This window comes from Synechocystis salina LEGE 00031, assembly GCF_015207985.1.
Taxonomy (GTDB): domain Bacteria; phylum Cyanobacteriota; class Cyanobacteriia; order Cyanobacteriales; family Microcystaceae; genus Synechocystis; species Synechocystis salina.
On sequence record NZ_JADEVV010000023.1, the window covers coordinates 13,480 to 40,195 of the forward strand.

Consider the following 26,716-nt stretch of genomic DNA (forward strand, 5'->3'; position numbering starts at 1 on the left):
TCTGTGGAAAGGAATGTTAGCATCAGCTCGATTGAATTAAGATTTCAGTAAGATTGACGGGGAAAAAATATGCCAATAATCAATTATGAAACCGACTTTTATGCCTGGGCCAGCCAGCAAGCGGAACTGCTGAGACAGAGGCAGACCAATAACTTGGATTGGGCTAATCTGGCAGAAGAAATTGAAACTATGGGTCGTTCAGAAAAACGTCAACTTGCCAGCCTTCTAGAAGTACTAATCATGCATCTACTCAAGTGGCAATATCAACCCAATCTGAGATCTCGCAGTTGGCAGTTGACCATTAAAGAACAACGACTACGGCTAGCTAAATTACTGCAGGAAAATCCCAGTCTCAAACATGGCCTAACAGAAGCAGTCCTGTCCGTTTATCCCCTCTCAGTAATCAGTGCCGAAAGGGAAACGGGCCTGTCTAATTACCCCGAGCATTGTCCCTATACTCCAGAAGAATTACTCAACAACCAATTTTTGCCCCACTAAACAGGGTTGTTTGGCCCAGATTGGCGATCGCCTTTGGAGGTTAAGTTTAAAGTTTCTGGCAAGCGTTAATGTTTTATTAATCTAGGCATTATTTGCCTCTGCACTATGTCGTAACCATTGACCTAGAATAGAAAGTGAAAATTCGTGGAAGATATGTCATGCCAACAGTCCCATCCTCACTCTACGAACAAGATTTTTATAGCTGGTCATTGCACCAAGCCCAGCTCCTACGGGAGAAAAAATTTAATCAGGTTGATTGGGAAAATGTGATCGAGGAAATTGAAGATTTGGGGCGAAGTGAATATCGTGCTTTTGTGTCGGCGATCGAGCAATTAACCTTGCATCTGCTCAAGTGGCAATTTCAGCCTAATCGTCGCTCTGCTAGTTGGAAACACTCCATTGATAAACAACGAATTCAGTTGGAGCGATTATTAGAAGATAATCCTGGCTTGAAACATCGACTGGATGACATGATTGCCAAGGGTTATAAATATGGTCGCAAAGGAGCAATTCAGGAGACAAATTTACCCAAGCCGATTTTTCCAGAGACTTGTCCTTATCACTGGAATCAATTATTAGATGATCAATTTTATCCTGGCTAACAATATATTTTTTCGCCCTTTATCGAAATGCCGTTGCGGCCCTCTTAAGGTTTTATGGCAAGCTCAACACCACCCCCATCCAACTCATCCCCCTCACCATCCTCGAATGGAGTTTCCTGGCATTCACCCTGGGCACAGCGGCTCTCCTTGCCCCTAGCCCAGAAACCAGAACAGCCTTAGCTGATTTCCTCAGTTTTCTGCAGGAATATGGGGAGTGGATGGCGGACTACGCAGTGGATCTCTGTTTGCAGGCTGAAGACCAAAAAATCGGGCAACCTAAGTAATTTTGGCGATCGCCTATAATCTGAATCAGAATTAGGAGGATAAGGATGACTGTTGCCCGACAGCGTGAAATAGTGTATCCCGACAGTGATGGCAAGCCCATGGCAGACAATACCAAACAGTTCCGCTGGATTGTTCTGGTTAAAGAAAACCTAGAGTACCTATTCATTGACCACGAATCAGTTTTTATCGCTGGGGATCTGCTTTGGTATCCCGTTGAAGGTCGGCCTGATATTTGTGTTGCCACGGATGTACTAGTGGCTTTCGGCAGACCAAAAGGCGATCGAGGTTCGTATCGACAGTGGCAGGAAGATCAGATTGCGCCCCAGGTGGTATTCGAGATTTTGTCCCCTGGCAACACCACTAAAGAAATGAGCCGTAAGTTACTGTTTTACAATCACTATGGCGTTGAAGAATACTATATTTATGATCCTGATAGTAATGAGTTAACCGGTCTAGAAAGGCGAGAACCGCAACTCACCCCCATTGAGGTTATGGACGGTTGGATTAGCCCCCGTTTAGGGATTCGTTTTGAACTAAAGCCTTCCACCTTAAATCTATATGACCGTCAGGGCAACATATTTTTAAACCCAGTGCAATTACGGCAGAAAGCAGAACAGGAAGCCCAAAGAGCCCAAAAAGAAAAGTCCAGAGCCGATCGCCTAGCGGCCAAGCTTAGGGAATTGGGGGTCGATCCCGATGGGATAAATTAAGGGGAAAATTGCGGCGATCGCCAGTTAGCTAAAATGAACCCATGGCAAGTTTTCTGGCCTTACTACCCCGGTCCTTGACCACTTTCCTTTTTGCCGTGGCGGCCCTACTGAGGTTTTATGGCAACATCAACACCACCCCCATCCCCCAAATCCCCCTCACCATCCTCGGCTGGAGCTTCCTGGCCTTCGCGTTGGGCACAGCGGCTCTCCTGGTTAATCTCGGCCTTGAGTGGCACGCTGGAAATCGAAGCCGAAACCGAGAGATTGAGAGCGTGTTTGAAAAGTCAGCATAATTGGGAAAAATGGTGAAAAATATAGAATTTTCACCATAATGATACTGAGAGAATTTTACAGCAGCGACATCAGTGATAGCCAGTGGCAATTGGTAGAACCCAATCTCCTCCAAGCGAAAACTGGAGGAAGAAAACGAAAAATCAATCTACGGGAAGTGCTTAATGCCATTTTTTACATACTCAGAGCGGGTTGCGCTTGGCGACTTCTACCCCATGATTTTCCCAAGTGGCGAACAGTCTATGGTTATTTCCGGCAGTGGCAGGAAGACGGTACCTGGAAAAAATTGAGTCACATCCTCAGAAAGAAGATTCGACTTAAAGCCGGAAGGAATGCTAACCCTAGTGCTGGGTGTTTGGACTCACAGTCAGTGAAAAAGGCTGGTGCTGGACAAGAAAGTGGTTATGACGGCAGGAAAAAGGTGAACGGTCGTAAACGTACAATCCTCGTGGATACTATGGGGTTACTTCTAGATGTTGTGGTTCATAGCGCTCATCGCTCAGACCACCAAGGTCTGACTCTACTCGGTACTTGGTTTGCTCCTCTATGGCAGTGTCTGCAATTGATATGGACTGATAGCACTTTTGGGGGAAAGGATTTCACTGCCTGGATTAGTCAGACCTTTGGCTGGAATTTGGAAGTTGTCCGAAAAAAGGATGGACAAAAGGGTTTTGAGGTTTTGCCTCGACGTTGGGTTGTTTAACGTACCTTTGCTTGGTTGGGTCGCTATCGTCGTTTGAGCAAGGATTATGAATATTTACCTACCACCAGTGAGACAATGATTCATGTTGCCATGATACATCTCATGCTCCGAAGGCTTACCTAGAACTTTTCAAACATATTCTGAGACACGAAACCGAGCAGATCAGGAAAGACAACGAGCGGCTAGCTGTGCTCAAATCCAAAATCGATACTTTATTTTACAAACACGGCATCAACTTACCCCCAGCCCGGACACCAGAACAGCCCTAGCTGACTTCCTCAGTTTTCTGCAAGAGTATGGCGAATAAACGGCGAACTACGCAGTGGATCTCTGTTTACACGATGAAGACCAGAAAACCGGGAATTTTTGCCCCTACTCACCTAAAACTGACCAATGGCCTATCCCACTCCCTTATTAGACCAAATACAAAATCAGCATCGCCAACGAAACGAGCAGGAGCGTCTAGCTACCTTGGCGAAAACCGTCGACTGGCTCGAAAAAAACGCTCAGACCTATGGCATCGTTGAAGCCTATCTATTTGGTTCTGTAATCCGTCCCTATGGTTTCACAACCCATTCTGATGTCGATTTGGCTGTTGAGCAAATTGATCCCCAACTATTTTTTCAGGCCATGGCCGATTTATCAGAACAGGTAGAAAGGGAGGTAGACCTTGTAGAATTGTCAAAATGTCATTTCGGAGATCGCCTCCGCCAAAAAGGAATTAAATGGACAGTACCCGACTAGCACTGTTGAAAGCCGATCTTGCTTCTCAGAAAATGTCCATCGACCGGGTATTTACGTTTTTGCAGTCCCGCGCCCAAAACCTTGATCCTGATAATATTGAAAAATTGGAAAGCGTAGCCTATCAAATCCACAATTTCTATGGGTCAGTGGAAGAATTGCTTAAAATAGTTGCTACCCACTTTGAAAACAACATTTCAGATTCTTCAAAATGGCATAGCCTATTACTCAAAAGAATGACCCAACCAGTTCAAGATATTAGACCCTCTTTCTTGTCTATGGAAAGTTATGAACTACTCAATGCACTAAGGGCTTTTAGACACTTTTTTCGCCATGCCTACGGAGTTTCCCTCGATTTTCATCAACTAGAAGCTAATTTAGAGCGAGCTCTTAAACTAAAATCTTTGTTAGATCAAGAAACAGAAAAATTTTTATGTCAGTTGTCTTAGATTCGCCCAATGTGCTCATTATTTATCCTAGGCTTTTTGTAATTAGGTAACAGTGATATTACCTTCAAAAATATGAAAATTTTAGCTTTGTTATTACAGCTAATAGAGATTCGAATTACGAAATGAGTTTACATCAACTCATAAGTCGTTCAGGGTTAGGCGATCGCCGCTATGGGGGAAAGTTCAGGTTTTTCCAGGGCAGATCGCAAAAATCCCATCATACTTATGGCTGAAGGGATAAAATAAGGTATCTCATCAAGAAAGAAAGACCTTAACCATGGTTTTGGCAACCTACAAATGGACTAATAAAAAATATCACCAAGCCATTGATAGCGGTATTTTTAGCAATGAATCAGTTGAGCTACTGCGGGGAGATATTGTTGTCATGGCTCCAGAAAGGGAATCCCATGCCTATTACAATACCGAAGTAGCAGACTATTTCAGAAACTTGTTGCAAAGTAGGGCCAAAATCAGAGACGCCAAACCCATTACCCTACCCAATGACTCCGAGCCACAACCTGACATAGCCATTGTCCATCCCCTGGGGCAAGGGTATTTGCGGCATCACCCCTATCCCGCCAACATTTTCCTGATCATTGAATTTTCCCAAGCTACCCTAAGCAAAGACCTAGGGGAGAAAAAAGATATTTATGCTGAAGCTGGCATCATGGAATACTGGGTTGTCGATATAAAAAACGCCCAACTCACCGTTTTTCGAGATTTATGGAATGGGCAATATCAATCAAAGCAAGCATTAATATCTGGCACTATTTTCCCCCTAGCTTTCCCTGATGTTTCTGTGCCCGTGCAACAGTTAATTCATCCCTGAGACGATCTGCAAACACGGCATCAACTTATCCCTAGCTCAGAAACTAGAACAGCCCTAGCTGATTTCCTCAGTTTTTTGCAAGAATACGGAGGGTAAGTCCATCCAATCCACTTAGTCCCCTTCTTCTGTCATGGTCACCCTCATTGCCTCTCCCCCGGAAACTGACCTCGTCCTGCCTGGGCAGGATCAATTACCCGCCGATGACAACCAAACTATGGAAACCCAACGCCATAAAATGCAAATGGATTTACTGATTGAAGGGTTGGATAGTTGGCTGGAACAACGTCAGGATGGTTATGTTGGGGGGAACATGTTTATCTATTACAGCCAAGCCCAGATTAAATCCCAAGACTTCAAAGGGCCAGACTTCTTTGCTGTTACTGGAGTACTCACAAAAGAACGTAAATCTTGGGTGGTGTGGCAAGAAGAAAAAGCGCCCGATGTGGTCATCGAACTACTTTCCGACAGTACAGCCCAATACGATAAAACGGATAAAAAAATAGTTTATCAAGATAAAATGCGGGTGACTGAGTATTACTGGTACGATCCTTGGAATCCTGATGATTTTGCCGGTTTTAGTCTTAACCATGGTCAATATGAACCGAAATCTTTCAATGAACAAGGCTGGTTAATCAGTGAATCCCTGGGACTGGCATTGCTTCGCTGGCAGGGGAAGTATCGCAATGTAGAAACGGACTGGTTACGCTGGGCCACCCTAGAAGGAGAAATTCTGCCTACAGGCCAGGAATTGGCCCAACAGGAACGGCAACGGGCTGAACAGGAACGGCAACGGGCTGAACAAGAACGGCAACGGGCTGAACAAGAACGGCAACGGGCAGAGCTTCTGGCCAACAAGTTAAGAGAGTTGGGGATTAACCCCCATGATTTGTGAAGGACTGAAAATTACTGCCGATTGGTTCAAAGCGAGGTCATAACCATGGTTACCCTACTGAAATGGACAGTCCCGGACTATCACCAGCTCATTGAACAGGGTTTATTAGAGGGCAAGAAAGTAGAACTTTTAGACGGCAACCTAGTGACCATGGCCCCTGAAGGACCGCTCCATAGCTACACTACCAACACCGTTGCCGACTATCTGCGCCAAAATCTGCACGGACTAGCTTTAGTCAGAGAAGCCCACCCCATCACCCTGAGCCAATCTGAACCGGAACCCGACATTGCCATTGTTCTGCCGCCCCAAGAGCGCTACAAAGAAAAACATCCCCAGGCTGACGATATTTTCTGGTTAATGGAAATTGCCCACAGCACCCAGGCCTACGACCTCAACGACAAAAAACAGATCTACGCCCAGGAAGGCATCCCCGAATATTGGGTGGCAGACCTAACTAACCGCCAACTATTTGTTTTTTGGGCACCGGACAACGGAAATTATCGCTGGCAACAAAGCCACTCCGACGGCATCATTTGTAGCCAGGCCTTTCCTGACATAAAAATATCAGTACAAGAGATGTTGCACTGGTAGCCCCTCGGCAGGTTTCTTGGCCCCACTGCCCCGGTCTTTGACCACACTTGCCATTTTTGCCGTCACCGCCCTACTGGGGTTTCATTTTGTCTGGCGGCGATCGCCACGAATCTGCTCCCGGAAAGCCAACACAGCATCAAACGGTTCTTCCCAAGCCACATAATTAGCCAGTAAAGCCAGATCTAAATCCGGCAATAAATCACTTTGGGCAACTTTTTCATACTGTTGATTGGTCAGGCAATAGACATGAAGTTGGTTATTTTGCCAAAACCAAACCTCTGGAACTGGCAAAACTTGATAAATTTTTAGGGAATCAATGCCGCCGCTGGTGAGTACAACTTCAATCGCCAAGTCTGGAATGTTTTTTCGTTGATTTAAACAATAGGACTTATCCGGCTCGATCCCCCGTTGCATCGATTCAGACTTGAAAGTGGTAGAGCCAAGGGAATAAAAGCGAATACCTTTTTCTTGTAAGTAAGCTTCCAACAGAATGCCCAGATTTTCTTTATAAAATTCATGACGATAACTGGGGGACATAATCTGTAGTGTTGCTCCTAAGTATTTGAACAGAACTGGAGCATTATCGCCCCATAGACTTAGTAGGGCGTTGTAGTCTTGCCAACTAACATCCGCCATAATCACAATCTGCTCCAAATCCCCCATGGCAGGTCGGATCTGGTTAATCAACTGCTGACAATAAGTTAAACCTCGATTGATTAAAGCAGTCATCAGCCTTTTCCACCCAATTTAGTTTTCCCTTGGTTTTCCCATTGTAATGTTCGTCTACGTTCCCTCCCCTAAAATGGCTTGCGCTAGCCTTGACAAAACACATTGCATTCCCCCTTTCTTCCCAATGGCCTACTGAGCGGCCGTAGCCTTTTCCTAAATTCCAAATAACTGCCGTTGTTTTTGGCGATCGCCGTTGAGCCGGTCAGTTTTGGCACTAATTATCACCATGGAACTTAATCAATACAAGCAGGGCGACTACCACCCCGGCGCCTCCCTAGTTAAACAGTTGCTGTGGTATTTCCTCGGGAATTTTTTAGTGCAAACCCCCCTACTACCCATTCCCCTCCTGAAGGTGGCCATCCTGCGGTTATTCGGGGCCAAAATCGGTACAAGAGTTAACATTAAACCCCACGTCAAGATCAAATTTCCCTGGCGTTTAACCGTCGGTAATTACGTTTGGTTGGGGGAAAAATGTTGGATTGATAATCTGGCCGCGGTTAGCATTGAGTCCCATGTGTGTATCTCCCAGGGAGTTTACCTCTGCACTGGCAACCACGATTGGGGTAAACCCAGCTTTGACCTGATCACCAGACCAATCCACATTGCCACAGGCTGTTGGATCGGTGCTAATGCTACCATTGGCCCTGGAGTACGAGTAAACGAAGGAGCGGTTTTAACTTTGGGATCTGTGGCTGTCCAATCTTTGGCGGCTATGACCATTTACTCCGGCAATCCCTGTCAGCCAGTCAAAAAACGGAAACTTACGTGAAACTACCGTAGGGAATAACTAACTTTAATTGTTACTATCCTTGGGGATAAGGTCTAATTATTGATGAAGCTAACAATTCTGAACCAATTCTATCCCCCTGACTATGCGGCCACGGGGCAACTGTTGGAAGAGCTGTCCATCGAACTGTCCAAAAAAGAGCTTGATGTACAAATTTTTGCTGGGCAACCGGGTTACGCCTTTGACCAAGACCTGGCCCCAGCCCAGGAAGTCTGCCAAGGGGTGCTGATCCGTAGAACTAGGACTTCTCGCCTTTGGCCGCAAAGATTACGGGGACGGGCGATCGCCGGAATTTTGTATTGTTTACGCGCCATCATCAAACTGAGATTAAAAAGAAGACTAGGGGATTTGATCCTTGTTACTACGGAGCCCCCCTACCTAATGGTGGTGGCCTACATTTTGCACTTATTATACAAAAAACCTTACATTTGTTTGATTTATGACCTTTACCCCGATGTGGCGGTGAAGTTGGGAGTGGCCAAGGAAAAGGATGCCATTGTCAAATTATGGCGTTGGTTAAATCACTTAACCTGGCAAAAGGCGGAAGCCATTATTGTGCTCAGCGAGGGTATGGCCAAAGTGGTTGCCGACAAGGAACCAGCCCTGGCCGGGAAAATTGAGGTGGTTCATAACTGGGCAGATGGAGTGTTAATCCAACCAAGGGCCAAAACTGACAACTGGTTTGCCCAACGCCATGGCCTAGACCAGACATTTACCGTCCTGTATTCCGGCAACATGGGACGGTGCCATGACCTGGAAACTGTGATGGCAGCAGCCCGCCTCTTGAACCAAGAAGCAGTCCGGTTTGTCTTCATTGGTGCCGGGGCCAAGGCTCCCATCTGTCGAGACTTCGTACAATGCCACCAGTTAACCAATTGTTTATTTTTGCCCTTTCAACCCAAACAGGTTTTGCCCTTTTCCCTCACCGCCTGTGACCTGAGCTTGGTTTCCATTTTGCCCCAGGTGGAAGGCCTGGTGGTGCCAAGTAAATTCTATGGTTGTTTGGCCGCCGGCACGGCGATCGCCGCCATTTGTGCACCCCATTCCTATTTGCGGGGAATCATTGCCGAGGCCCAATGTGGCGCCGCCATTGATAACGGGGACGGGGAAGAGTTGGCCCAATTCATCCTTGAGCTGAAGAATGATCCCCAGCAAGCAACGGCCATGGGACACCGAGGTCGCCGGTATTTTGAAGAAAATTTTACCCTCGATACAATTGTTAATCAGTACCGATCCGTTATTGCCAAAGTTAGTGACCAACAACCTGCCCAGTCTAGAACAAAGAAATCCCATTGCTACCCTGACTCACAACCCCTTTGATCAAATAGCTGCATGCCCCCCTTCGGGAACCCTTTTACCGGATTTTTTCTACCTTATTTTTGGTTGTTTTCACCAAAATGTATTTGTAAACGATTAATTTCAACCCATGGGCGCAAGTTGTTAATGATTGCCAAGCAACCAGATTGCCCTCCGGTTTGCTTGCTTTTGACCCCCAGAGCACGAAACAAATCCGGTTCTTCGCTACAGTGGTGGCAGGAATTTAGGGTTTATCAAGGTGCTGACCAAAATTTTATTGAAGCTCACACTGCCTATCCTTTGCTTTACCCTGGTGGCCTGTGGCGTTCCCCCCAGTGCGGTGCAAGCGGAGTCCCGCTTATTTTTGCCCCTGTCCTTAGAATTTTTAGATAGCTACGCCCTACCAAAGCAGTCAGTACAAGACTTACCTGTTGGGGGCATCTCCGACCTCAGCTACGATCGCCAACAGGATCTTTACTACGCCATCACCGATGATCGGCGATCGCCCCGGTTTTACACCATGCGCCTGACCGTGGCCGATGGGGAAGATGGCATAGGCATTACCAAAGCAGAAGTGGTGGCCATGACCAAGCTCAGGAGCAGCGAGGGCGAAACCTACGGCCGGCAATTGTTAGACCCAGAGGGCATTGCCCTGTCCCCCCGCCACACCTTATTCGTCAGCAGTGAAGGGGTTTTATCTAACCAAAGTCCCCCCTTAATTGCAGAATTTGACCAGGAAACGGCCCAGGAGTTGGGACAATTACCCCTGCCCAGTCGATTTTTACCCCAAACCGATCCCCCCCAGGGCATCCGGGATAACTTTGGTTTTGAAGCCCTGACCATTGCGGCCACCAGCACCCTAGCAGACGATCCTTTTCGTCTTTTCACCGCCACTGAAAGCGTTTTAGCCCAGGATTTTGACCCGGACAATCCCCCCCCGCAGATTCCCCTACGCTGGTTGCATTACGTGATTAATTCCGTGGGCCCCCCCGTTTTGGTCAGCGAAAACCTTTACCCCCTGGAGCCGGCCCCGGTGGGTACCCTACTCCACGGCCTGAGCGCCATGGTAGCCCTACCCAGGGAAGGTTATTTCCTCACCCTAGAACGAACCTTTGGACTGAACGGGTTCCAGGGCAAAATTTTCCAAACAGTCAACGCCAATGCCACCGACACCAGCCGCATCGCCAGCTTCCGCCCCGGCACCAACACCATTAACCCCATGCGCAAACAACTATTGCTCGATCTGGAGGATTTAGGCATCGAGTTGGACAATCTGGAAGGGCTCACCCTGGGGCCCCGGTTACCGGACGGTGGCAGCAGTTTGATTGCCATCAGCGACGATAACTTTAGTGAAGATCAAACCACGCAAATCCTACTTTTCCGTTTGCAGGGGGTTTAACAACGGAGCTAAATGGTCAATAACCGGCTCCCTACCCCCAGTGAGGTGGTGGGCTAGTTTTTGCGCCAGGGGGGGCACATAGACCAGGGGATGGGTAAAGCCCGTGAATAGCACCAACCCCGGTAAATTGGGCATTTCCCCGACCAGGGGTAGGGTTTGGGCACTAAAGGCCACTAGGCAATGGTGGGCCGTGACCGGCAGGGAGGCCAGGCGGGGCAGAATGGGGGCGATCGCCGTTTGTAACTGTTGTTGGGCCCAGGCGAGGTCAGGGCGGTAATGGGGGGAGGTGACCAGTTGACTAATTTGACCGATGAACAATCTGCCATCGAAAAATTGCACTGCCCCCGGTTCCAAAACAGTGGCGACGCAATGGTCGTTGGGCTGATGCCAATCCAAGGTTGGAGCTAGGGCTTCCAAATTTGGGCGTTGCTGTAAATCCGCCGGCATAATCACACAACGGAGCTTTTCCTTGCTGGGGGCGGTTTGCAGAACAGCGGCGTGGGTGAAATAAAGGGGAAAATTAAGCCCTGGCCCCGGTAGCAGAGCACGGCTTTGGCCTCCCCCCGCCAAAATCACTTTAGGGGCAAAAAAATTTCCCGCCCCGGTGGAGACCCCCTGCACACGGTTTTGCTTGGTGATTAATGCTTGGACTGTGGCGATGCGTACTATGCCCCCCTGGCGGATAAAGGCTTGCAGATAGGCGTTAACGGTTTTGCCGCCGTGGACATGGCCCTGGGGCACCACAAACCCGCCCCCAATGCCATCGGGATTGAGTTGGGGTTCAATGGCGATCGCCGTTAAACGGTCCACCCGTTGGGGCCGAATTAAACAATGGTCAAACTGCTTGGCTAGGACCTGGGCATCGTCTCCGGGGCGGAGATAGAGCAATAGCTCCAGTTCACGATATTCCGTTTCTCCCCCCAGTTCCTGGCTCAAATGGGTCCAGCGGTACCGACTTTCATGGCACAACTGCCGCTGCAAGGGAGTGGCCCCAGCCCAATAGATGATGCCACCATAGCTCAAGGCCGTGGCGTTGGCCGGCTGACGATGCTTTTCGAGTAACAGTACCCGTTGCCCTTGGTTTTGTAATTCATAGGCGATCGCCGCTCCGGTAATGCCGGCCCCGACTACAATGGCATCGAAATTTTCCATTAACCTTGATTAACAATTTGGCCCAAGGCGGCAAAACCAGGTACTTTCCCCGCCGAAGCAGAACCATCTTTTTCAGAAACAATGACCGCACTGATCTGATCGCTCATAATGGCCACCTTTTTCTCGGTCTGCTTTTCACAGGTCAGTTCCAACAGTTGGGGGCGATCGCCTTGCATGGCAGTAACAATAGTCTGATAGAGGGTTTCCGCCGCATCCTTTTCCTTCCGCTGTACGGACACGGGCATGGGGGAATATTTAAGGGTCAAATCAACGCTAATCATGGGGAAACCGTAAACGGGAAGTGGTGAAACAGTCTTGCGACTCCTCTTAACTAGGTTATAGTTTTTTGGGCAAGAGGGGGGGAACCAAGCAGTTCCTACTAGTCCCCATGGGAAACCTGGTGCCAAGGGGGCAACTGAATTAAATCTTCTAGGTTGGCTTGCATGGTCTGGCAAATCTGGTCCAAAGGTAGATCGTTGGCATCGTGACCAAAGGGGTTTTCAATTTCCACCCCAATTTCTTCAATGCCGAAGACAGTGAAGGCGATAATGCCCACCACAAAAGCGGTGGCCCAATGGAGGGTGTTCACCATCTGGAAAGGGGTGATGAAGCAATAGAGAAAAATTAGCTGGCGCAAATGGATGGCGTAGGCCAGGGGAATGGGGGTTTTTAAAATGCGCTCGCAACTACCCAACACATCCACCATGGTATCCACCAAACGCAGCATGGCGGTGAGCTGATAGGGATTGATATTGTTCTGGTCGTATTCCTGTTGCAGATAATTACTGATCCAAAAGGCAATTTCCAGGGGCGGATTATGCAAATCCTCCAGCTTGCGGTAACCGGATTCGGGCAACAGGGCCCAGATTTCTTCATTGAGGGGTTCAGATCGCAGGTGCAACTTGGTGGCTACAGCAAAGGCCACCAGTAGGTGGAGAATTTTAATTTTGTCTTGGTGGGCTTGGGGAGTGGGTTCCGCCACTGAAACCCAGATGGTGCGGGAAAGGTTACGGATGGTATTAACTAAAGTGCCCCAGGCTTTCCTGCCTTCCCAAAAGCGTTCGTAGGCGGTGTTGGTGCGAAAAACCAAGAGCAGTCCCAAAACAATGCTGGGCACAATGCTTTCCTGCAGGGGAATGGAAAATTCATATCCCCAACCATCCACCAGGGTCACCCCCAGGGAAAAGGCCATACACACCAGCACCCGGGGGGCGATCGCCGGAATGACGGAACCCTGCCAACGCAGGAGCATATCTGTCCAGATGCGGGGCGGACGGGATGGATGGTGGCGGAAAACGCCCAGGAATTTGCTCAAATTTTACTGCTTCCCCATCTCAGATACACATTACCAACCCTGGGGAATGATGCCCCCGGTTATCCCTGGACCAATTCCATTTCCTGGGGAATTAAACTTAACATCTTGGCGATCGCCGTTTCCAAATCGTTATGCCAATAGACGAGGCTGTTGTCGTACATCTGCTGGAGATGGCCCAAATCCCCCTGGCTAAACCGGATCACCACCGGTAGCACTTCCCCTGTGTAGGTTTGCCGTTGGGGAGCCCGTTGGCGCTGGGGCAAACTAGGACCCGTCCCCCGCAAACTGCGGTCTTCGCTGGAGGGGTTGGGGGGCAGGGGCAAAAAAGCCCGCAAATCCTCTGCCAAGGCCGGGGTGGCCGCTTCCCTGGTGGCCAGATTAACAAAAATACCTTTGAGGTTGGGGGCCTGGCTGAGGTGATCAAAGGCCAGTTCCAGTTGTTTCCCTAGGGCCATGCCACTGCGACTTTCATCCAACAAATAGGCGCCGGTAATGCCCAAGGACTGGAGCAAGTCCCACGTACTCAGGGCCAGCCCTTCACTGTTGCAAATTAGGCCAATTTGTCCCTGGGCCAAGTCCCCTGGTAGCCAACTATGCCCCGTCCATTGCTCCGAGCCCCAATTAAGTAAATCCGGATGCCGGTTGATCGCCGTATCGTTAACGGTAATTTTGCCATCCAGGGCCATCACCTCCCCGTCAGCGCTAATGCCCAGGGGATTAATTTCAATTACATCCAAGTCGTAGGTGACGAATAACTCATACATTTTTTCGATGATGGCGCTCACCGTGGTCACCAGGGGCCCCGTTAAGCCCATTTTCACCGCCAGTCGCCGGGCCAAGTAGGGGGAAAAATTCGTCCGCAGGGAAACACTCTGCATTTGCTCCAACAGGCTGTCCACATCAATGCCCCCTTCACTGGAACCCATCAACACCGGGCATTGCCTTTGGTAGTCCAGCACGATCGCCAAAAATAATTCCGACTGGGCATCGTAGCGGGCCTCGGCCAAAATCACCTCTGGGTACTCGTCCGCAATGGGTAAATGGAAAATGGCGGAAGCGGCGGCAATGGCATCAATGGTATTTTCCACAAACCTGACCCCGCCGGCCTTACCCCTACCCCCCGCCCGTACCTGGGATTTGAGCACCATGGGATAGGGAATTTGCAGACGTTTGAGGGCAGTGGTATTTTGAATGGTTTGGGAGGGCAAAATGGGAATGCCCACCTGTTGGAATAGTTCCTTGGCTTGGTATTCTAACAAATCCATAAATTATCCCTAAAATTTACTCCTGGGCCGCCTACGGCTCCCCACTATGGCTAATTTCTTCCACTAGCTCCGGGGATCGCCGCTCGGAAAAGCCCCAGGCAAACAGTAGCCCAATCATGGTAATCATCAACAATTCCGGTGGCACTAGCTCGGGGTTAATGACTCTGAGCAGCAGCCGCAGACCCACCAAACCCACCGTGATAAAACCAGCATCCTTGAGGTGGGTAAAAATGTCTAACCAACGGATAAATAAACCCGCTAAAAACCGGAGGGCAATGACCCCAATGGTGCCCCCCGCAATGATCAGCCACAATTGATCCGCCACGGCGATCGCCGTAGTGACGCTATCGAGGGAAAAGGCTAAATCAGTGAAGGCAATGAGGGGGATGGCTTGCCAAAAGGAACTAAACTCAAAAGTCTTGTGGTGATTGTCCCCTTCATCGGGGGAGAGGAAGTAACTGCCCACCAACCAGAGTAAATATAAGGCCCCAGCCAACTCAAACTGCCAATATTGCAACACAAAGGAAGCGGTGACAATGAGCAGAATCCTGAGCACATAGGCAATCACTAACCCCGCATTCAAAGCCCGCCGTTGCTGGGCCGGATTGGGTAAACCCTGGGCGATGGTGGCTAGGGCAATGGCATTATCCGCCGATAGCACTGCCTCCAGGGCAATTAACACTAGCAACATCAATGGGGTTTTGACGGCAACGGCAAAGGACGAGTTGAACAGTAAATCTAGGTCAAACATGGGCACAGGGGGAGGGGGAGGCCTGCAGAGACAGACCGGAAAAAACCAAGGCAAGCAAGGTTCAGTTCCAGCCATTCCATCTTCCTTTATTATTAGGGGCTTTGGTGATGGGCCGCTACCCCTTGTCATTGGCGATCGCCGTTGATCCCCATTAAATTCCTTCAGGGTAAAAATCCGTCCCAGGGGAAGTCTCAGCGCTGCCCCCATGGTCTGCAGGGGGAGGGGAGGAAACCGACGGCGGATCCTGGAGGAGGGATTTCACTTGGTCCACCACAGTGCTGAGTTTGCCCTCGTTTAATAGGCCATTGAGCAGGGTGAGGCCACTGGTGGAAAGCAGTAATTTGTTAATGTCCCCGGTGTTACTGCCATTGCCATTGGCCCCATTCAATCCAGGGAAGGAATAAATGCGGGATTCCCCCAAGACCCCAGGTTGGGGCGCCAATGCCTTGATCAGATCCGGCAGTTGGGTGACCAGTTCCGGCCAGATGGTTTTCAATAACTCAGCGCTGCGGTTGGCATTACTCAGGCTGTTTTGGGCTGCGATGATGGCCCTCTGTCCCTCCGCTTCGGCCATGGCTTTGTGACGGTTGGCATCGGCCAGGGTACGGATAGATTCCGCTTCCAATTCCGCCGCTTGCCTAGCACTTTCTGCCTGACGCCGCCGCCGAAACACGTCAATTTCCACCACGTTTTGTTCCGCAATGCGATGTTGCTGGGCATCCTGTTGGGCCACAATCACCGCCAATTTTTGGGAGCGTTCCGCCGCTTCCACTTCCTGGGCCGTAATGACGCCGGATTCCGCCTCGGCCCGCAGAGCTTCCGCCTCCAACCGTTCCTTTTGTTTATTGGCAATGGCGATCGCCGCTGTTTGTTCAGTAATTTGGGTTTTTTGTTCCGCTAGGGCAATTTCTGCCTTGGCCTGTAGTTGGGAAGCTTCAATGGTTTTCTGCCGTTGGATTTCCGCCACTTCCGCTTCCTGTTTTTGCAACGCCTGGGCCACCTTTAATTCCTTATTCCGTTCCTCCAGGGCGATCGCCGAAGCAATTTGACTATTTTGAATGGCCAATTCTTTTTGAATCCGTTCTTCCTCCACTGCCTGTTCCTGGAGAATTTTATTCCGTTCCTTTTTCGCCTCTTCCCGGTCCTTGGCCTCTTGGATTTCCCTTTGCTGTTGTGCTTCTTGGGATTCTAATTCCTTCCTTTGGGCTAACTTTAATAGTTCAATTTCTTTTTGTTGGGTAATATTGGCATCTTCCTGCTCCCGCTTGATGGCTAAACTTTTTTTCTCCGCTTCCAATTCCCCTTGTTCAATGGCTACCCTGGTGGTCAATTCCACCTCCCGTTTTTGTTGAATCGACCGCTGGATGGTTTCCGTCCTCAGCCGCACCCCCTGGGCATCGAAAAAGTTATTTTCATCGTAGGTATCACTTTCTTCAATTTCGGAAATGGCAATGTTATTGAGGGTTAAACCAACTTTGCGTAAATCCCCTTGAATTAAGTTCAACACCTCATCGGCAAAGCCCAATTTATCCGAATCTAATTCAGCGAGTTTTTTCTTTTTCGCCGCCGCCCGGATGGCGTCATCAGCCCGTTTTTCCAGGGCATCTTTGATATCTGCTTCAGAAATTTGTCCCTTTTTCGAGAGCCTGGCCGCCGCCGTTAAAATTTCGTTGCGGTTGGGGGTAATGCAGACGTAAAAAGTCACCCGCATATTGGCCCGCATGTAGTCCTGGGTCCGCACGGCCAAATTCCCCGCCCGCACCACGTCAATGGAAATTTCCCGCAGGGACACCCTGGTAATTTCGTGGAAACCGGGAATGACAATACAGCCCCCGTGGAGAATCACCATTTGCTCTTTTTTGAAAACGCCACCGGTTCTGACCAAAGCTTCGTTATTGGGGGCAATGACGTAAAAACGGGTGTAGAGAAAGATGGTTACTAAAATCAAAAAGATGACGGAGATAATCACCACCGGAAAGACCAACAGAGGTGATAAACCACCGAGGGCAGAATCATTGTTGTTGAACGTTTGGTTGGGATCCTGGGCAATGATTAATTCTCCAGAAGTTGGGCGAGTTTCCACCGTGGCAATTAGGGTTGCGCCGTTGGCTGGTAGGGTGGGCAAAGTCTGGAGAAATTCAAACCAAAATTTACTGTGCATGATATGCCTCCGGGGGGCAAAAATAGCAGTTGTGCAACGTTAAGCATTGGTTAACCAAAATTTGGCAATGTAACCCAAAGCCTTAACCCCATCTCGCCAATTGATTTTCTTTCCTTCGGCAAAGGTACGGCCATAATAGGCCACCCCCACTTCATAAATTCGCCATCGCCTTGGCGATCGGGTTACCTTCATTGTAAATTCAACTTCAAAACCAAAATCACTACAGGTTAAGCGCAGGTCTTCCAAAATTTCCCGCCGAAACATTTTGTAACAAACTTCAATGTCACTGAGGTTAATATTACAGACCAAATCAATCAAACTGGTGATCAATTTATTGCCTAAATAATGATGGAAATAGAGCACCCGATGGGGATTGCCATAGAAGCGGGAACCGTACACCACATCGGCCCAACCGCCATCGACTAACTTCCACATGGGTTCCCAATCCTCGGGGTCGTATTCCAAATCCGCATCTTGGATAATCAACACATCCCCAGTGGCCGCCGCAAAGGCTGTTCTCAAAGCGCCTCCCTTACCCTGGTTCTGGCGATGGAAAATCACTTTCACTTCCCACTCCGTTGCCATCACAAAGCTATACCCCTGGCGATCGCCATTGGTTTCCGCCGATGGGGCCAGGGGAAAACATTGGAACTGACCGGCTAAATTGAGGTTAGCCAGAACAGGATGCTGTTCCGGATCGCCAAAGGTATCCACCAACCATGCTCTCGTACCATCCTTAGAACCATCGTCCACCATGACAATTTCCTTCGGTACTTCCGGCAACACCATGGTGATTTTTTTCAGGATCTTTTCAATGGTTTGAATTTCGTTGTAAATTGGGATGATGACCGAAAGCTTCATGGGAACAGGGAAAAGAAAAAGGCTAAATGTTGAGAGACAAATGAGATTGCCTTTAGAGTTATATCATTTTGGGAGGAGAGATAATACTCCATTAACTCTTGTTCAGATGTTCAGAAACTTCCGCCGGACAATTATCGCCATTTAACTAGCATGGTGCAGAAAAATCATCAATAGGACAAAGAATAATGAATGATTTATTGACAAGACCCATGATAAATGACTGGATTATAGCAACATGGGATCAATATATTCAGCAATTAGACGATTTAAAGGATCAGTGCCTAAAGAGTTACTATTATCAAGGACATATGAGGGTTGAAATGTCCCCTGTCAGCTTTGATCATGGTCAGGATCACGTAATGATCATTTTTGCAGTGAATTTATTCATTGCCCTCAGGCAAATTCCTGCAACAGGTTTAGATACCACTACTTTTCGTAAAAGCGGGGTGCGTGAATGTCAACCGGATGTGGCCTATTATTTAGGGGAAAATTCTAGGGCAATTCCGTCGGGAACAGGCATTGTTAATCTGGATCAATATCCTGCCCCGAACTTAGTCGTGGAAATTTCCCGTTCCTCTTTATTGGATGATTTGGGAATAAAGAGGTCTTTATATGAGGATTTGGGGGTGAGAGAATATTGGATAGTAGATGTTCAAAAGCCCCAATTATTTGCTTATTCAGTAGCCAATCAGGGCAGTCAAAAAATTACAACTTCTCAAGTTTTGCCTGGGTTAGAAATGGGAATTTTAGAGGAGGTTTTACAACGCAGCCGTCAGACCAATCAGGCGGAGGTGGGACATTGGTTACTAGAGCGATTTCAACAAGATTAAGGCTAATCAATAATGTTTGGGGTGGAGCTAAGAGGATTTTTTGTGCAACTCTCCACTGCCATTTATTTACAACTTAATGGACAATTAAAGTCATGGGATTTTTGCAGATTGTGCTAAATTTTGCTTACTAGAGGAAACTGGACCGAATAATGCAATTTATTGATCAGGCAGAGATAGAAGTACAGGGCGGCAAAGGCGGCGATGGCATGGTGTCCTTTCGGCGGGAAAAGTATGTGCCAGCGGGGGGACCTTCCGGCGGCAATGGGGGACGGGGCGGCTCGGTGATTTTTGAAGCGGATGCCAATCTACAAACCTTGTTAGATTTTCGCTATGCGAGAATTTTTAAGGCCGATGACGGCAAACGGGGCGGCTCCAGCAATTGCACCGGGGCTAACGGTAAAGATGTGGTGGTGCAAGTTCCCTGTGGCACCATGGTTTACGACTTGGAGCAGGACTGCCTGCTGGGGGATTTGGTCAGCCCTGGGCAACGGCTTTGTGTGGCGGCGGGGGGCAAAGGTGGTTTGGGCAATCAGCATTTCCTTAGTAACCGTAACCGGGCCCCAGAGTATGCTCTGCCGGGATTGGAAGGGGAACAGCGACAACTGCGGCTTGAGCTCAAACTGCTGGCGGAAGTGGGCATTATCGGTTTGCCCAATGCGGGGAAATCCACCCTCATTGCTGCCCTATCGGCGGCTCGCCCTAAAATTGCCGATTATCCCTTTACGACCCTGGTGCCCAATTTGGGGGTGGTGCGAAAACCGACGGGGGATGGCACCGTTTTTGCTGATATTCCAGGGCTAATTGAAGGGGCGGCGGCGGGCATTGGCCTGGGGCACGAATTTCTGCGCCATATTGAACGGACTCGTTTACTGCTCCATGTGTTGGATGTGACCGCTGGGGACCCGATCGCCGATTTTCGAGTCATAGAACAGGAGTTGGCCGCCTATGGCCGGGGACTGATGGAAAAACCCCAAATCATTGCCCTGAATAAAATTGATGCCCTGGACGAAGAAATGATCAGGGAAATTGAAGCGGAATTACAACGATTCAGCGATGCCCCCTGTTTGCACATTTCGGCGGCCACCCGTAGAGGCTTGGATGACTTGATGCAACTGGTGTGGCAATGGCTCGATGAAATGGCCGCGGCGGACGCAGAAGCCCAAAGGTTACTGGAGCTGGAATTACAGGCCCAGGCGGAACTGAATAACCCTTTCAACTCTGACGTACCCATTGACGGGGTAACTTACTCAAGCTAAAAGGGAAAGAAAGGTAAAGAATTGTAAACCTAGTTGATTATCCGAGAAAATTCCATGAGTGAAGAACTACAACCGAACCAAACCCCCGTGCAGGAAGACCCCAAATTTGGCTTCAACAACTATGCAGAAAAGCTGAATGGCCGGGCCGCCATGGTGGGATTTCTACTCATTTTGGTGATTGAATATTTCACTAACCAGGGGGTTCTGGCCTGGTTGGGACTACGGTAATCGGTTGGGACAATTGACCCATATCTACGGCTACCATGATTGATGCACCAAACTAAATCGACTTAATTTACCGCCCAAAAGTTAAAAATTAGTTAAAAATTGTCCTTCATGCCCCGGAGCTTGCCAAATACCCGCGCTGGCTCCGTCAGTCCCATCCGAGCTTGAATAGTTGGATCGTCCCACCGCAGAAATGGATTGGTGCTTTTTTCTGTGCCTAACCAAGACGGTACGGTGGCCTGTCCCCGTTGGCGATCGCCTTGCACTGTTTGGAATCGTTCCTGGAGGTCGCCATTGTCGGGGTCAACGGTGAGGGCAAATTTGAGATTACCTAGGGTATATTCGTGGGCGCACCACAGCCGGGTTTGATCCGGTAATTGTCGTAATTTGCCAATGGATTGCACCATCTGGGCCGGAGTCCCTTCAAATAAACGGCCACAGCCTCCGGCAAAAATGGTATCACCGCAAAATAAATCCCCTGTAGTTGCCCCGGTTCCAGGAGCAAAGTAATAGGCAATATGGGCCCTGGTGTGTCCGGGGACAAAATAGACTGTTGCTTCCCTGCCAGCAAACTTCAGGCGATCGCCATCTTGGAGAAAAGTCGTTTGGCCGGGAATGCGCCCTTCGTCTCCTGCCCCGCCGTAAATTTCCAGGTTTGGATATTGGGCTAATAATTCCCGGTTGGCCCCCACATGGTCCCAGTGATGATGGGTGTTGTAAATGGCGACTAAATCAGCCCCCAATTTTTGTAGGTATTCCAATACAGGTTTAGCTACCGCTGGATCTACCACTGCGGCCTGATGCTTCTGGCGATCGTGGAGTAGGAAAACATAGTTATCTGCCAGGACGGGTAGGCGATGAATATCCATATAACTTGGGGTTTGCGGACTGAATGGTTATGCCCATCCTAACCGTGCCAAGGCTAACCAAAATTACAATTCCCAAGCCACCACTTTACCCTTGAGGCTGTGACCCCACCAAGGACTGTTATAGGCAGAAGTTTGCAAAGCCCCCCTCTGTAAAGTCCAAGGCAGACCGGGATCAAACAAAATTCGCGGCGGATTAACCAAGGATAGGCCCAAGCATTGCCGGGGATTGGTGCTCAAGGCCCGCCACAGTTCAGTGGAGGTTACGAGACCCTTTTCCACTAACCCTTGCCACAAACAGGGCAAAACCAATTCGTAGCCGATCGCCCCGGGGGGAGTTTCCGCAAAGGTCTGGGTTTTTTCTTCATAGGTAAAGGCTTGGTGGTCCACCGCAATGGCATCAATGACACCGTTTTTAATCCCGTCAATCAGCGCTAAGCGATCGCCTTCGTTGCCTAGGGGAGGGTCAAAGCGCAAATTAGGATCATAGTGGGGTGTGTGGGGCGGTAAACCATGGGCGATCGCCCCGTTACTGAGCAAAAGATGGTGCCAATTGACGCTGGCAGTGAAGTTTAACCCCTGACTTTTGGCTTGGGCAATTAGTGCGACTCCCCGAGCAGTGGAAATACGCATCAGATGTACGGGGGTCGGATAATGGGGCAACAATTCCAGCAAACTGGCGATCGCCGCCGCTTCGGACATCACCGGATCCGGTGGCAACCCCAATTGAATGGCCAACGGCCCTTCCCGCATCACCCCATTACCCCGCAGGGAACTATGGAGGGGAACCAGAGCTAAAGGTTTACCGGCCATGGCTCCATATTCCAAAGCCCGCTGTAATAGGCGCCAATCTGCAATGGCCCCCCCATCGCTAAAACCAATGACTCCGGCTTGGCTTAATTCTCCCCACTCAGTTAACTGTTTACCTTGGTTGCCTTGGGTGACGCTTCCCCACCAGTGGCATTGGACTGTGGCCCCATCTTCCCCCTGCTCCTGAGGATGGGCATTTATCCCTGCCATCTGATTTAACCGTTGCTCCAACCACTGCAAAGTTTGGGGTCGGTCCAGGGGGGGATCCATGGTGGGCAAAATGGCAACGTCCCTAAAGCCGCCGGCGATCGCCGTTTGCAGTAATTGGCTGAGGGTTTCCCGGTCTTCGTGGCCAGGCTCACCGCTGTAGCTATACAGATCTGCCAGACTGGGGGCCAAGAGTAAATTCTCTCCGGGGATCACCACCGCATCCGTTGGTATGGGGTAAGAATCATCCTCTACGGCCACAATGGCCTTGCCCCGTACCATCACCGTCACCCGTGTTTCTCTGCCCTGTATGGGATCTAGGCAACGAACCTGGGGTCGACATTGCGTTTCCATTTAACCTTTTAACCTCGGGGGAACGACGCCACAAAAATCCCCCTAAAATCCTAGCAAAGTTGGGCAACCTTTCCGGATTCTGGGGGTTAACTGTACTTTTTATGCTTGGTCAATCAAGGGCTAGTCTTCAAAGGCGATCTCCACCCCTTTTTCTGTTTGACCATGTTCAACAATATCGAGCCCCACTTTTTCCTGGGACGGTTTTACCCTTAACATGCCCCAAAGGTCTAGTAGGTAGAAAAGGAAAAACATGGTGATGAAGGCCCAAAAGGGGATCACCAAGGAGCCAACGATCTGGGCACTGAGTTTATGTTCAACGTTGGTGCTAAAAATGCCCACGGCAATACCGCCCCAAATGCCGCATAAACCGTGCACAGGCCAAGCCCCTACCCCGTCGTCAATGCGTAGACGGTCCAACAGCTTCGTGCCCAGCACTGACAAAACGCCTGCCACCACCCCAATGGCGATCGCCGACCAGTTACTAACGGTGTCACAACTGGCGGTAATGCCCACCAGACCGCCCAAAATGCCATTGAGGGTCACCAGTAAGTTGGCTTTATGTTTAGCTTCCGTAATCCAGTCGAAGGCGAGGGCTGCCAATCCTCCCGCCGCTGCGGACAGGGTGGTGTTCACCGCAATTAACATGGTGGTATTGGTGTTTAGAGCCCCCACAAAGGCCAATTGACTACCGGGATTAAAGCCATACCAGCCCACCCAGAGAATAAACACCCCCAGGGAACTGGAAGTAATCCCCTGGTAACCTAGACTGTTAATTTTGTTGCCCTCAAAACGGCCAATGCGGGGCCCCATTACCACCACGGCGGCCAGGGCAGCAAATCCCCCCACCGCGTGCACCAGAATGGAACCGGCAAAATCATGGAATCCCAATTGGTCAAGCCAGCCTCCCCCCCACTTCCAGTGGCCACTGATGGGATAGACCAACCCGGTAATGACAGCGGAGTAAATTAGGTAGGCTTTGAAATACATCCTCCCCATTACCGCCCCGGAGACAATGGTGGCCGCCGTGGCCGCAAAGGCTGCTTGGAACAACCAATCCACTTGGGGGCTGAGGCCTTCAACGTTGTTTGGGGTGTTGGCAATGCCAAAGCCACTCCAGCCAAAAAAGCCACCCAACACTGGGGTTTCTCCGTACATTAGACTGTAACCAAAGAGGAAGTAAAGTAATACTCCCACACAAACATCAAAAGTGTTCTTAAAGAGCACATTAACTGTATTTTTGTGGGAAGACAGTCCCGCCTCCAACATGGCAAAGCCAGCCTGCATGAACAGTACTAAAACCGCTGCGGCCAGTAAGAATAGATTATTAACTGCATAGGTAACTTCTGCAATGGAAATGGTTTCTGTTTGGGCCTGGGCCACCCCGACAAATAAAAATGCCAGCATAGCGCCCAGGGCATAACGGGCAAGGGGAAAAATTTTGAGTTTCATTGCCTGTACTAAATCAACTCCCTGGAAAAAGTGAGATTTTTCTTAAGATTGCATCTTAGGAGGGAATGAATTGTTCACCACCAACTTTTGTCACCGTTTGCCCACAATTTATAAAATCAGGAAAAGCAGTACGCCGATGATATTTGGGTTCCACTCTAGTGAGTAGGGGGAAGTACACGCTAAACTGGGAAGGAGAGGAATTGATCCTCTTCTGCAAAGCTTGCATTGGCAGGAACGCTCTATGGGACCAGCTTCCCTCCTGGTGGTAGATGACGATCCCGATAATTTTGATGTTATTGATGCCCTCCTAGCGGATCGGGGTTATGAGCTTAACTACGCCGACAGTGGCCAACAGGCCATTGACAGTCTGGACACCTTTCAGCCAGACCTCTTGTTGCTCGACGTTATGATGCCGGGGCTGAGTGGCATTGAGGTTTGCCGAGCGGTCCGTGCTTCGGCTCGGTGGCGTGCCCTGCCAATAATTATGGTTACGGCCCTAGACAGTAAACTCAGTTTGGCCAATTGTTTGGCGGCGGGGGCCGATGATTTTATTTCCAAGCCTTTGAATGGTTTGGAATTGCAGGCCCGTATCCAGGCCATGTTGCGCCTGAAGCACCAGTACGATGCTCTAGGGAATTTACTGCAACAACGGGAATCGATGGTGCACATGATTGTCCATGATTTGCGTAACCCCCTCACCAATTTGATTTTGGGGATACAAATTTTGCAGAGGGGCCATTATGATCCTCCCTTGCCCACGGAAAAGCTCGGTCGCCTGCTTCATGCCGGGCAACAAATTCAGCATTTAGTGGACGATATGTTGGTGGTGTCCAAACAGGAGCATGGCAAAATTCGCCTGGACTATCAAGAAGTGGACCTGTTGGCATTGGTTGCAACTGTGCTGGATGATTACGAGGCGATCGCCAGCCAAAAGCAATTGACCCTAGTAAGGGAATGGGAAGACAGACCCCTGGTTGCCAAAATAGACCCCCCCATTTTCCAGCGCATTATCAGCAATTTGCTCAGCAATGCGATTAAGTTTTCCCCTACGGGTGGCAAAGTAGAGGTGGCGATCGTCACGGAGGACAAGAATAAAATCACCATCTGCTTCATTGACCAAGGGCCAGGCATTAGGGACGAACTTAAACTAAAAATTTTTGAGCCCTACGAGGTGGGCACCATCATGCCCAACATTGCCCAAATTGGCTTGGGTCTGGCATTCTGTAAGATGATGAGCGAAGCCCATGGCGGTGCCATCACAGTGCAAGATAATCAACCCAAGGGAGCCATTCTTTCCCTGACATTGCCCCAACATCCTCCGGTGCCGATCGGTTGGGTGCCCCATGGCCAATGGGGGGAAGCGGCGGTCGATAACAGTAAAGAAGGGGGCCACAGGATTACCAAGGTCAACTCCGACCAAGGGCCGGTGGGTTTAGAGTAGATTCACAATTCGACAAACACTAGCAACTATGCCAGCGGAGGGCAGATTTTATTATGTTTAAGCATTGCCTCATTTGTACAGATTTTTCCGATGGACTGCAACGACTAGCGGGCTTTGTGGAAGAACTTTCCCTCTGTGGCATCAGTAAGCTAATTTTTCTCCACACCGTTTCTGTCTGGGAAGATGAGCACCTGGCCAATGTGGATGAAAGTAAGCTCAAGGAAGCCAAAATTTATCTGGAATCCCTAGTGGGTCAGGTGCCGGCAGGGGTGGAAGTGAAGGTGGAAGTATCCTCCGTGCGATACCTAGACTTGGTGAACCAGTTGGTGGAAAGGGAAGCCATTGATGTGATTATTAATGGCATGCCGGTGCGGAGCAATTTGGAATCAAAGCTTTTCGGTAGCCACACCCTTTCCTTGGCCAAGTCCACTAAGGTGCCGGTGATGATCCTACGGCCGCAATTGATCACCACCTACACGGTGGAAGAAATGGCTTTGCGCTGTCAACATCTCTGGCGAAATTTACTGGTGCCCTATGATGCCAGTTCCGCTGGTAACTATCTGGTGGAAAGGTTAAAAACTTCCTTAGAAAAGGCCCCTCCTGGCAAAGTACAGTCCTGTTATTTTCTCTCTATTTTGGAAGATGGTATCCGTCGTCCGGAACTGATGGAAAATCGTCGTCAGGAAGCTGAGGAAAAATTGGCCATGCTGAAACAGGAATTTAGCTCCCTAGTGCCGGATATTGTCACAGAAGTACGCCATGGTAACCCTGTGCAGGAAATTCTCGACACTGCCTTTGTCAATGATATTACGGCGATCGCCGTGGCTAGTCACCGGACTACGTTGTTAGATTGGACGGTACCCAGTTTGACGGATAACATTTTGAACCGCAGTTGGTTTCCCCTCCTGTTTTTCTCTCCCAAAGGTTAACAGTAATTAGAGAAAAACAAAGTCTAGCCAGCTAAATTTTCC

At 49.4% G+C, this 26,716-nt stretch carries 27 protein-coding genes and 2 pseudogenes; 18 read left to right on the forward strand and 11 right to left on the reverse strand.

The window, feature by feature from the left end:
- Positions 1 to 69: 69 nt before the first annotated feature.
- The 10 genes and pseudogenes from IQ217_RS09520 (at position 70) to IQ217_RS09565 (ending at position 6,591) form a co-directional block, all read left to right on the forward strand.
- A complete protein-coding gene (locus tag IQ217_RS09520; RefSeq protein WP_194019755.1) occupies positions 70 to 498 on the forward strand; it encodes a DUF29 domain-containing protein in 429 nt (142 codons plus the stop codon).
- 158 nt (positions 499 to 656) lie between these two features.
- Positions 657 to 1,100 (forward strand): DUF29 domain-containing protein, encoded by a 444-nt coding sequence (locus IQ217_RS09525; RefSeq protein WP_190598903.1) that lies wholly within the window; start codon positions 657 to 659, stop codon positions 1,098 to 1,100.
- A gap of 329 nt (positions 1,101 to 1,429) precedes the next feature.
- The gene (locus tag IQ217_RS09530) at positions 1,430 to 2,095 is read left to right on the forward strand and encodes a Uma2 family endonuclease (RefSeq protein WP_194019756.1); all 666 of its coding nucleotides are present in this window, start codon (positions 1,430 to 1,432) and stop codon (positions 2,093 to 2,095) included.
- Between the two features lie 41 nt (positions 2,096 to 2,136).
- Positions 2,137 to 2,355: pseudogene (locus tag IQ217_RS09535) on the forward strand (hypothetical protein); the annotation flags it as partial.
- Between the two features lie 71 nt (positions 2,356 to 2,426).
- A pseudogene (locus IQ217_RS09540) lies at positions 2,427 to 3,212 on the forward strand (IS5 family transposase).
- A 270-nt stretch (positions 3,213 to 3,482) separates the two neighbouring features.
- A complete protein-coding gene (locus IQ217_RS09545) occupies positions 3,483 to 3,833 on the forward strand; it encodes a nucleotidyltransferase family protein (RefSeq protein WP_194019757.1) in 351 nt (116 codons plus the stop codon).
- Positions 3,815 to 4,279 carry a ribonuclease toxin HepT-like protein gene (locus IQ217_RS09550; protein ID WP_194019758.1) on the forward strand — a complete coding sequence of 155 codons (465 nt, stop codon included), beginning with the start codon at positions 3,815 to 3,817 and terminating at the stop codon, positions 4,277 to 4,279. The genes IQ217_RS09545 and IQ217_RS09550 overlap by 19 nt, the downstream gene beginning before the upstream one ends.
- 277 nt (positions 4,280 to 4,556) lie before the next feature.
- Positions 4,557 to 5,108, forward strand: a complete 552-nt coding sequence (locus tag IQ217_RS09555; RefSeq protein ID WP_194019759.1) for a Uma2 family endonuclease — start codon at positions 4,557 to 4,559, stop codon at positions 5,106 to 5,108.
- Between the two features lie 130 nt (positions 5,109 to 5,238).
- Complete coding sequence (locus tag IQ217_RS09560; RefSeq protein WP_194019760.1) at positions 5,239 to 6,000, forward strand: Uma2 family endonuclease; 762 nt, start codon at positions 5,239 to 5,241, stop codon at positions 5,998 to 6,000.
- Positions 6,001 to 6,045: 45 nt separating this feature from the next.
- Positions 6,046 to 6,591, forward strand: a complete 546-nt coding sequence (locus tag IQ217_RS09565; RefSeq protein WP_194019761.1) for a Uma2 family endonuclease — start codon at positions 6,046 to 6,048, stop codon at positions 6,589 to 6,591.
- A gap of 81 nt (positions 6,592 to 6,672) precedes the next feature.
- Here the strand turns inward: IQ217_RS09565 and IQ217_RS09570 are convergent, their stop codons facing one another.
- Positions 6,673 to 7,320 carry a Uma2 family endonuclease gene (locus IQ217_RS09570; protein WP_194019762.1) on the reverse strand — a complete coding sequence of 216 codons (648 nt, stop codon included), beginning with the start codon at positions 7,318 to 7,320 and terminating at the stop codon, positions 6,673 to 6,675.
- Positions 7,321 to 7,546: 226 nt separating this feature from the next.
- Here IQ217_RS09570 and IQ217_RS09575 point away from each other — a divergent pair, with 226 nt between their 5' ends.
- The 3 genes from IQ217_RS09575 (at position 7,547) to IQ217_RS09585 (ending at position 10,802) form a co-directional block, all read left to right on the forward strand.
- Positions 7,547 to 8,089, forward strand: coding sequence for a WcaF family extracellular polysaccharide biosynthesis acetyltransferase (locus IQ217_RS09575; protein ID WP_194019763.1), 543 nt, complete (start codon positions 7,547 to 7,549; stop codon positions 8,087 to 8,089).
- Positions 8,090 to 8,152: 63 nt separating this feature from the next.
- Positions 8,153 to 9,427 (forward strand): glycosyltransferase family 4 protein, encoded by a 1,275-nt coding sequence (locus tag IQ217_RS09580; protein ID WP_194019764.1) that lies wholly within the window; start codon positions 8,153 to 8,155, stop codon positions 9,425 to 9,427.
- 235 nt (positions 9,428 to 9,662) lie between these two features.
- Complete coding sequence (locus tag IQ217_RS09585; protein WP_338116545.1) at positions 9,663 to 10,802, forward strand: esterase-like activity of phytase family protein; 1,140 nt, start codon at positions 9,663 to 9,665, stop codon at positions 10,800 to 10,802.
- On the opposite strand, the gene IQ217_RS09590 is transcribed toward IQ217_RS09585, so the two are convergent.
- The 7 genes from IQ217_RS09590 to IQ217_RS09620 all read right to left on the reverse strand — a co-directional run bounded on the left by IQ217_RS09590 (position 10,776) and on the right by IQ217_RS09620 (position 18,307).
- Positions 10,776 to 11,954, reverse strand: coding sequence for an NAD(P)/FAD-dependent oxidoreductase (locus IQ217_RS09590; RefSeq protein ID WP_194019765.1), 1,179 nt, complete (start codon positions 11,952 to 11,954; stop codon positions 10,776 to 10,778). The genes IQ217_RS09585 and IQ217_RS09590 overlap by 27 nt on opposite strands.
- On the reverse strand, positions 11,954 to 12,235 hold the full coding sequence (locus IQ217_RS09595; RefSeq protein WP_194019766.1) for a UPF0367 protein family: 282 nt from the start codon (positions 12,233 to 12,235) through the stop codon (positions 11,954 to 11,956). Before IQ217_RS09595 ends, IQ217_RS09590 begins: the two co-directional genes overlap by 1 nt.
- A gap of 98 nt (positions 12,236 to 12,333) precedes the next feature.
- Positions 12,334 to 13,269 carry a bestrophin family protein gene (locus IQ217_RS09600; protein ID WP_228017198.1) on the reverse strand — a complete coding sequence of 312 codons (936 nt, stop codon included), beginning with the start codon at positions 13,267 to 13,269 and terminating at the stop codon, positions 12,334 to 12,336.
- Between the two features lie 59 nt (positions 13,270 to 13,328).
- Positions 13,329 to 14,534: a succinate--CoA ligase subunit beta gene (locus IQ217_RS09605; RefSeq protein WP_194019767.1), complete on the reverse strand. Its 1,206-nt coding sequence runs from the start codon at positions 14,532 to 14,534 to the stop codon at positions 13,329 to 13,331.
- Positions 14,535 to 14,565: 31 nt separating this feature from the next.
- Positions 14,566 to 15,291: a TerC family protein gene (locus tag IQ217_RS09610; RefSeq protein ID WP_338116544.1), complete on the reverse strand. Its 726-nt coding sequence runs from the start codon at positions 15,289 to 15,291 to the stop codon at positions 14,566 to 14,568.
- 145 nt (positions 15,292 to 15,436) lie between these two features.
- Entirely contained in the window at positions 15,437 to 17,446 is a 2,010-nt protein-coding gene (locus tag IQ217_RS09615) for a flotillin family protein (RefSeq protein WP_338116543.1), read from the reverse strand.
- A gap of 39 nt (positions 17,447 to 17,485) precedes the next feature.
- Positions 17,486 to 18,307: a glycosyltransferase family 2 protein gene (locus tag IQ217_RS09620; RefSeq protein ID WP_228024045.1), complete on the reverse strand. Its 822-nt coding sequence runs from the start codon at positions 18,305 to 18,307 to the stop codon at positions 17,486 to 17,488.
- 185 nt (positions 18,308 to 18,492) lie between these two features.
- On the opposite strand from IQ217_RS09620, the gene IQ217_RS09625 reads away from it, so the two are divergent.
- From IQ217_RS09625 to IQ217_RS09635, 3 genes are all read left to right on the forward strand, one after another.
- Positions 18,493 to 19,137, forward strand: a complete 645-nt coding sequence (locus IQ217_RS09625) for a Uma2 family endonuclease (RefSeq protein WP_194019768.1) — start codon at positions 18,493 to 18,495, stop codon at positions 19,135 to 19,137.
- A 149-nt stretch (positions 19,138 to 19,286) separates the two neighbouring features.
- On the forward strand, positions 19,287 to 20,393 hold the full coding sequence (gene obgE, locus IQ217_RS09630; RefSeq protein WP_194019769.1) for a GTPase ObgE: 1,107 nt from the start codon (positions 19,287 to 19,289) through the stop codon (positions 20,391 to 20,393).
- Positions 20,394 to 20,447: 54 nt separating this feature from the next.
- Positions 20,448 to 20,621: a chlorophyll a/b-binding protein gene (locus IQ217_RS09635; RefSeq protein WP_010871578.1), complete on the forward strand. Its 174-nt coding sequence runs from the start codon at positions 20,448 to 20,450 to the stop codon at positions 20,619 to 20,621.
- Positions 20,622 to 20,713: 92 nt separating this feature from the next.
- Here the strand turns inward: IQ217_RS09635 and gloB are convergent, their stop codons facing one another.
- The 3 genes from gloB to IQ217_RS09650 all read right to left on the reverse strand — a co-directional run bounded on the left by gloB (position 20,714) and on the right by IQ217_RS09650 (position 24,304).
- Positions 20,714 to 21,487: a hydroxyacylglutathione hydrolase gene (gene gloB / locus IQ217_RS09640; protein ID WP_194019770.1), complete on the reverse strand. Its 774-nt coding sequence runs from the start codon at positions 21,485 to 21,487 to the stop codon at positions 20,714 to 20,716.
- A 63-nt stretch (positions 21,488 to 21,550) separates the two neighbouring features.
- A complete protein-coding gene (locus IQ217_RS09645) occupies positions 21,551 to 22,855 on the reverse strand; it encodes a dihydroorotase (RefSeq protein WP_194019771.1) in 1,305 nt (434 codons plus the stop codon).
- A 120-nt stretch (positions 22,856 to 22,975) separates the two neighbouring features.
- A complete protein-coding gene (locus IQ217_RS09650; RefSeq protein ID WP_190597138.1) occupies positions 22,976 to 24,304 on the reverse strand; it encodes an ammonium transporter in 1,329 nt (442 codons plus the stop codon).
- Positions 24,305 to 24,545: 241 nt separating this feature from the next.
- On the opposite strand from IQ217_RS09650, the gene IQ217_RS09655 reads away from it, so the two are divergent.
- Both IQ217_RS09655 and IQ217_RS09660 read left to right on the forward strand, forming a co-directional pair.
- On the forward strand, positions 24,546 to 25,745 hold the full coding sequence (locus IQ217_RS09655) for a hybrid sensor histidine kinase/response regulator (protein ID WP_194019772.1): 1,200 nt from the start codon (positions 24,546 to 24,548) through the stop codon (positions 25,743 to 25,745).
- Between the two features lie 53 nt (positions 25,746 to 25,798).
- Complete coding sequence (locus IQ217_RS09660) at positions 25,799 to 26,674, forward strand: universal stress protein (protein ID WP_190597135.1); 876 nt, start codon at positions 25,799 to 25,801, stop codon at positions 26,672 to 26,674.
- Positions 26,675 to 26,716 lie beyond the last annotated feature (42 nt).

Bases quoted from the DNA above. Each gene is read 5' to 3' on its own strand.
- IQ217_RS09580 (WP_194019764.1), top strand. From the start codon at position 8,153: ATGAAGCTAACAATTCTGAACCAATTCTATCCCCCTGACTATGCGGCC.
- obgE (WP_194019769.1), top strand. From the start codon at position 19,287: ATGCAATTTATTGATCAGGCAGAGATAGAAGTACAGGGCGGCAAAGGC.
- IQ217_RS09520 (WP_194019755.1), top strand. From the start codon at position 70: ATGCCAATAATCAATTATGAAACCGACTTTTATGCCTGGGCCAGCCAG.
- IQ217_RS09615 (WP_338116543.1), bottom strand. From the start codon at position 17,446: ATGCACAGTAAATTTTGGTTTGAATTTCTCCAGACTTTGCCCACCCTA.
- IQ217_RS09545 (WP_194019757.1), top strand. From the start codon at position 3,483: ATGGCCTATCCCACTCCCTTATTAGACCAAATACAAAATCAGCATCGC.
- IQ217_RS09560 (WP_194019760.1), top strand. From the start codon at position 5,239: ATGGTCACCCTCATTGCCTCTCCCCCGGAAACTGACCTCGTCCTGCCT.
- IQ217_RS09525 (WP_190598903.1), top strand. From the start codon at position 657: ATGCCAACAGTCCCATCCTCACTCTACGAACAAGATTTTTATAGCTGG.
- IQ217_RS09565 (WP_194019761.1), top strand. From the start codon at position 6,046: ATGGTTACCCTACTGAAATGGACAGTCCCGGACTATCACCAGCTCATT.
- IQ217_RS09655 (WP_194019772.1), top strand. From the start codon at position 24,546: ATGGGACCAGCTTCCCTCCTGGTGGTAGATGACGATCCCGATAATTTT.
- IQ217_RS09605 (WP_194019767.1), bottom strand. From the start codon at position 14,534: ATGGATTTGTTAGAATACCAAGCCAAGGAACTATTCCAACAGGTGGGC.
- IQ217_RS09530 (WP_194019756.1), top strand. From the start codon at position 1,430: ATGACTGTTGCCCGACAGCGTGAAATAGTGTATCCCGACAGTGATGGC.
- gloB (WP_194019770.1), bottom strand. From the start codon at position 21,487: ATGGATATTCATCGCCTACCCGTCCTGGCAGATAACTATGTTTTCCTA.
- IQ217_RS09650 (WP_190597138.1), bottom strand. From the start codon at position 24,304: ATGAAACTCAAAATTTTTCCCCTTGCCCGTTATGCCCTGGGCGCTATG.
- IQ217_RS09635 (WP_010871578.1), top strand. From the start codon at position 20,448: ATGAGTGAAGAACTACAACCGAACCAAACCCCCGTGCAGGAAGACCCC.
- IQ217_RS09590 (WP_194019765.1), bottom strand. From the start codon at position 11,954: ATGGAAAATTTCGATGCCATTGTAGTCGGGGCCGGCATTACCGGAGCG.
- IQ217_RS09625 (WP_194019768.1), top strand. From the start codon at position 18,493: ATGAATGATTTATTGACAAGACCCATGATAAATGACTGGATTATAGCA.
- IQ217_RS09660 (WP_190597135.1), top strand. From the start codon at position 25,799: ATGTTTAAGCATTGCCTCATTTGTACAGATTTTTCCGATGGACTGCAA.
- IQ217_RS09575 (WP_194019763.1), top strand. From the start codon at position 7,547: ATGGAACTTAATCAATACAAGCAGGGCGACTACCACCCCGGCGCCTCC.
- IQ217_RS09645 (WP_194019771.1), bottom strand. From the start codon at position 22,855: ATGGAAACGCAATGTCGACCCCAGGTTCGTTGCCTAGATCCCATACAG.
- IQ217_RS09620 (WP_228024045.1), bottom strand. From the start codon at position 18,307: ATGAAGCTTTCGGTCATCATCCCAATTTACAACGAAATTCAAACCATT.
- IQ217_RS09595 (WP_194019766.1), bottom strand. From the start codon at position 12,235: ATGATTAGCGTTGATTTGACCCTTAAATATTCCCCCATGCCCGTGTCC.
- IQ217_RS09550 (WP_194019758.1), top strand. From the start codon at position 3,815: ATGGACAGTACCCGACTAGCACTGTTGAAAGCCGATCTTGCTTCTCAG.
- IQ217_RS09555 (WP_194019759.1), top strand. From the start codon at position 4,557: ATGGTTTTGGCAACCTACAAATGGACTAATAAAAAATATCACCAAGCC.
- IQ217_RS09570 (WP_194019762.1), bottom strand. From the start codon at position 7,320: ATGACTGCTTTAATCAATCGAGGTTTAACTTATTGTCAGCAGTTGATT.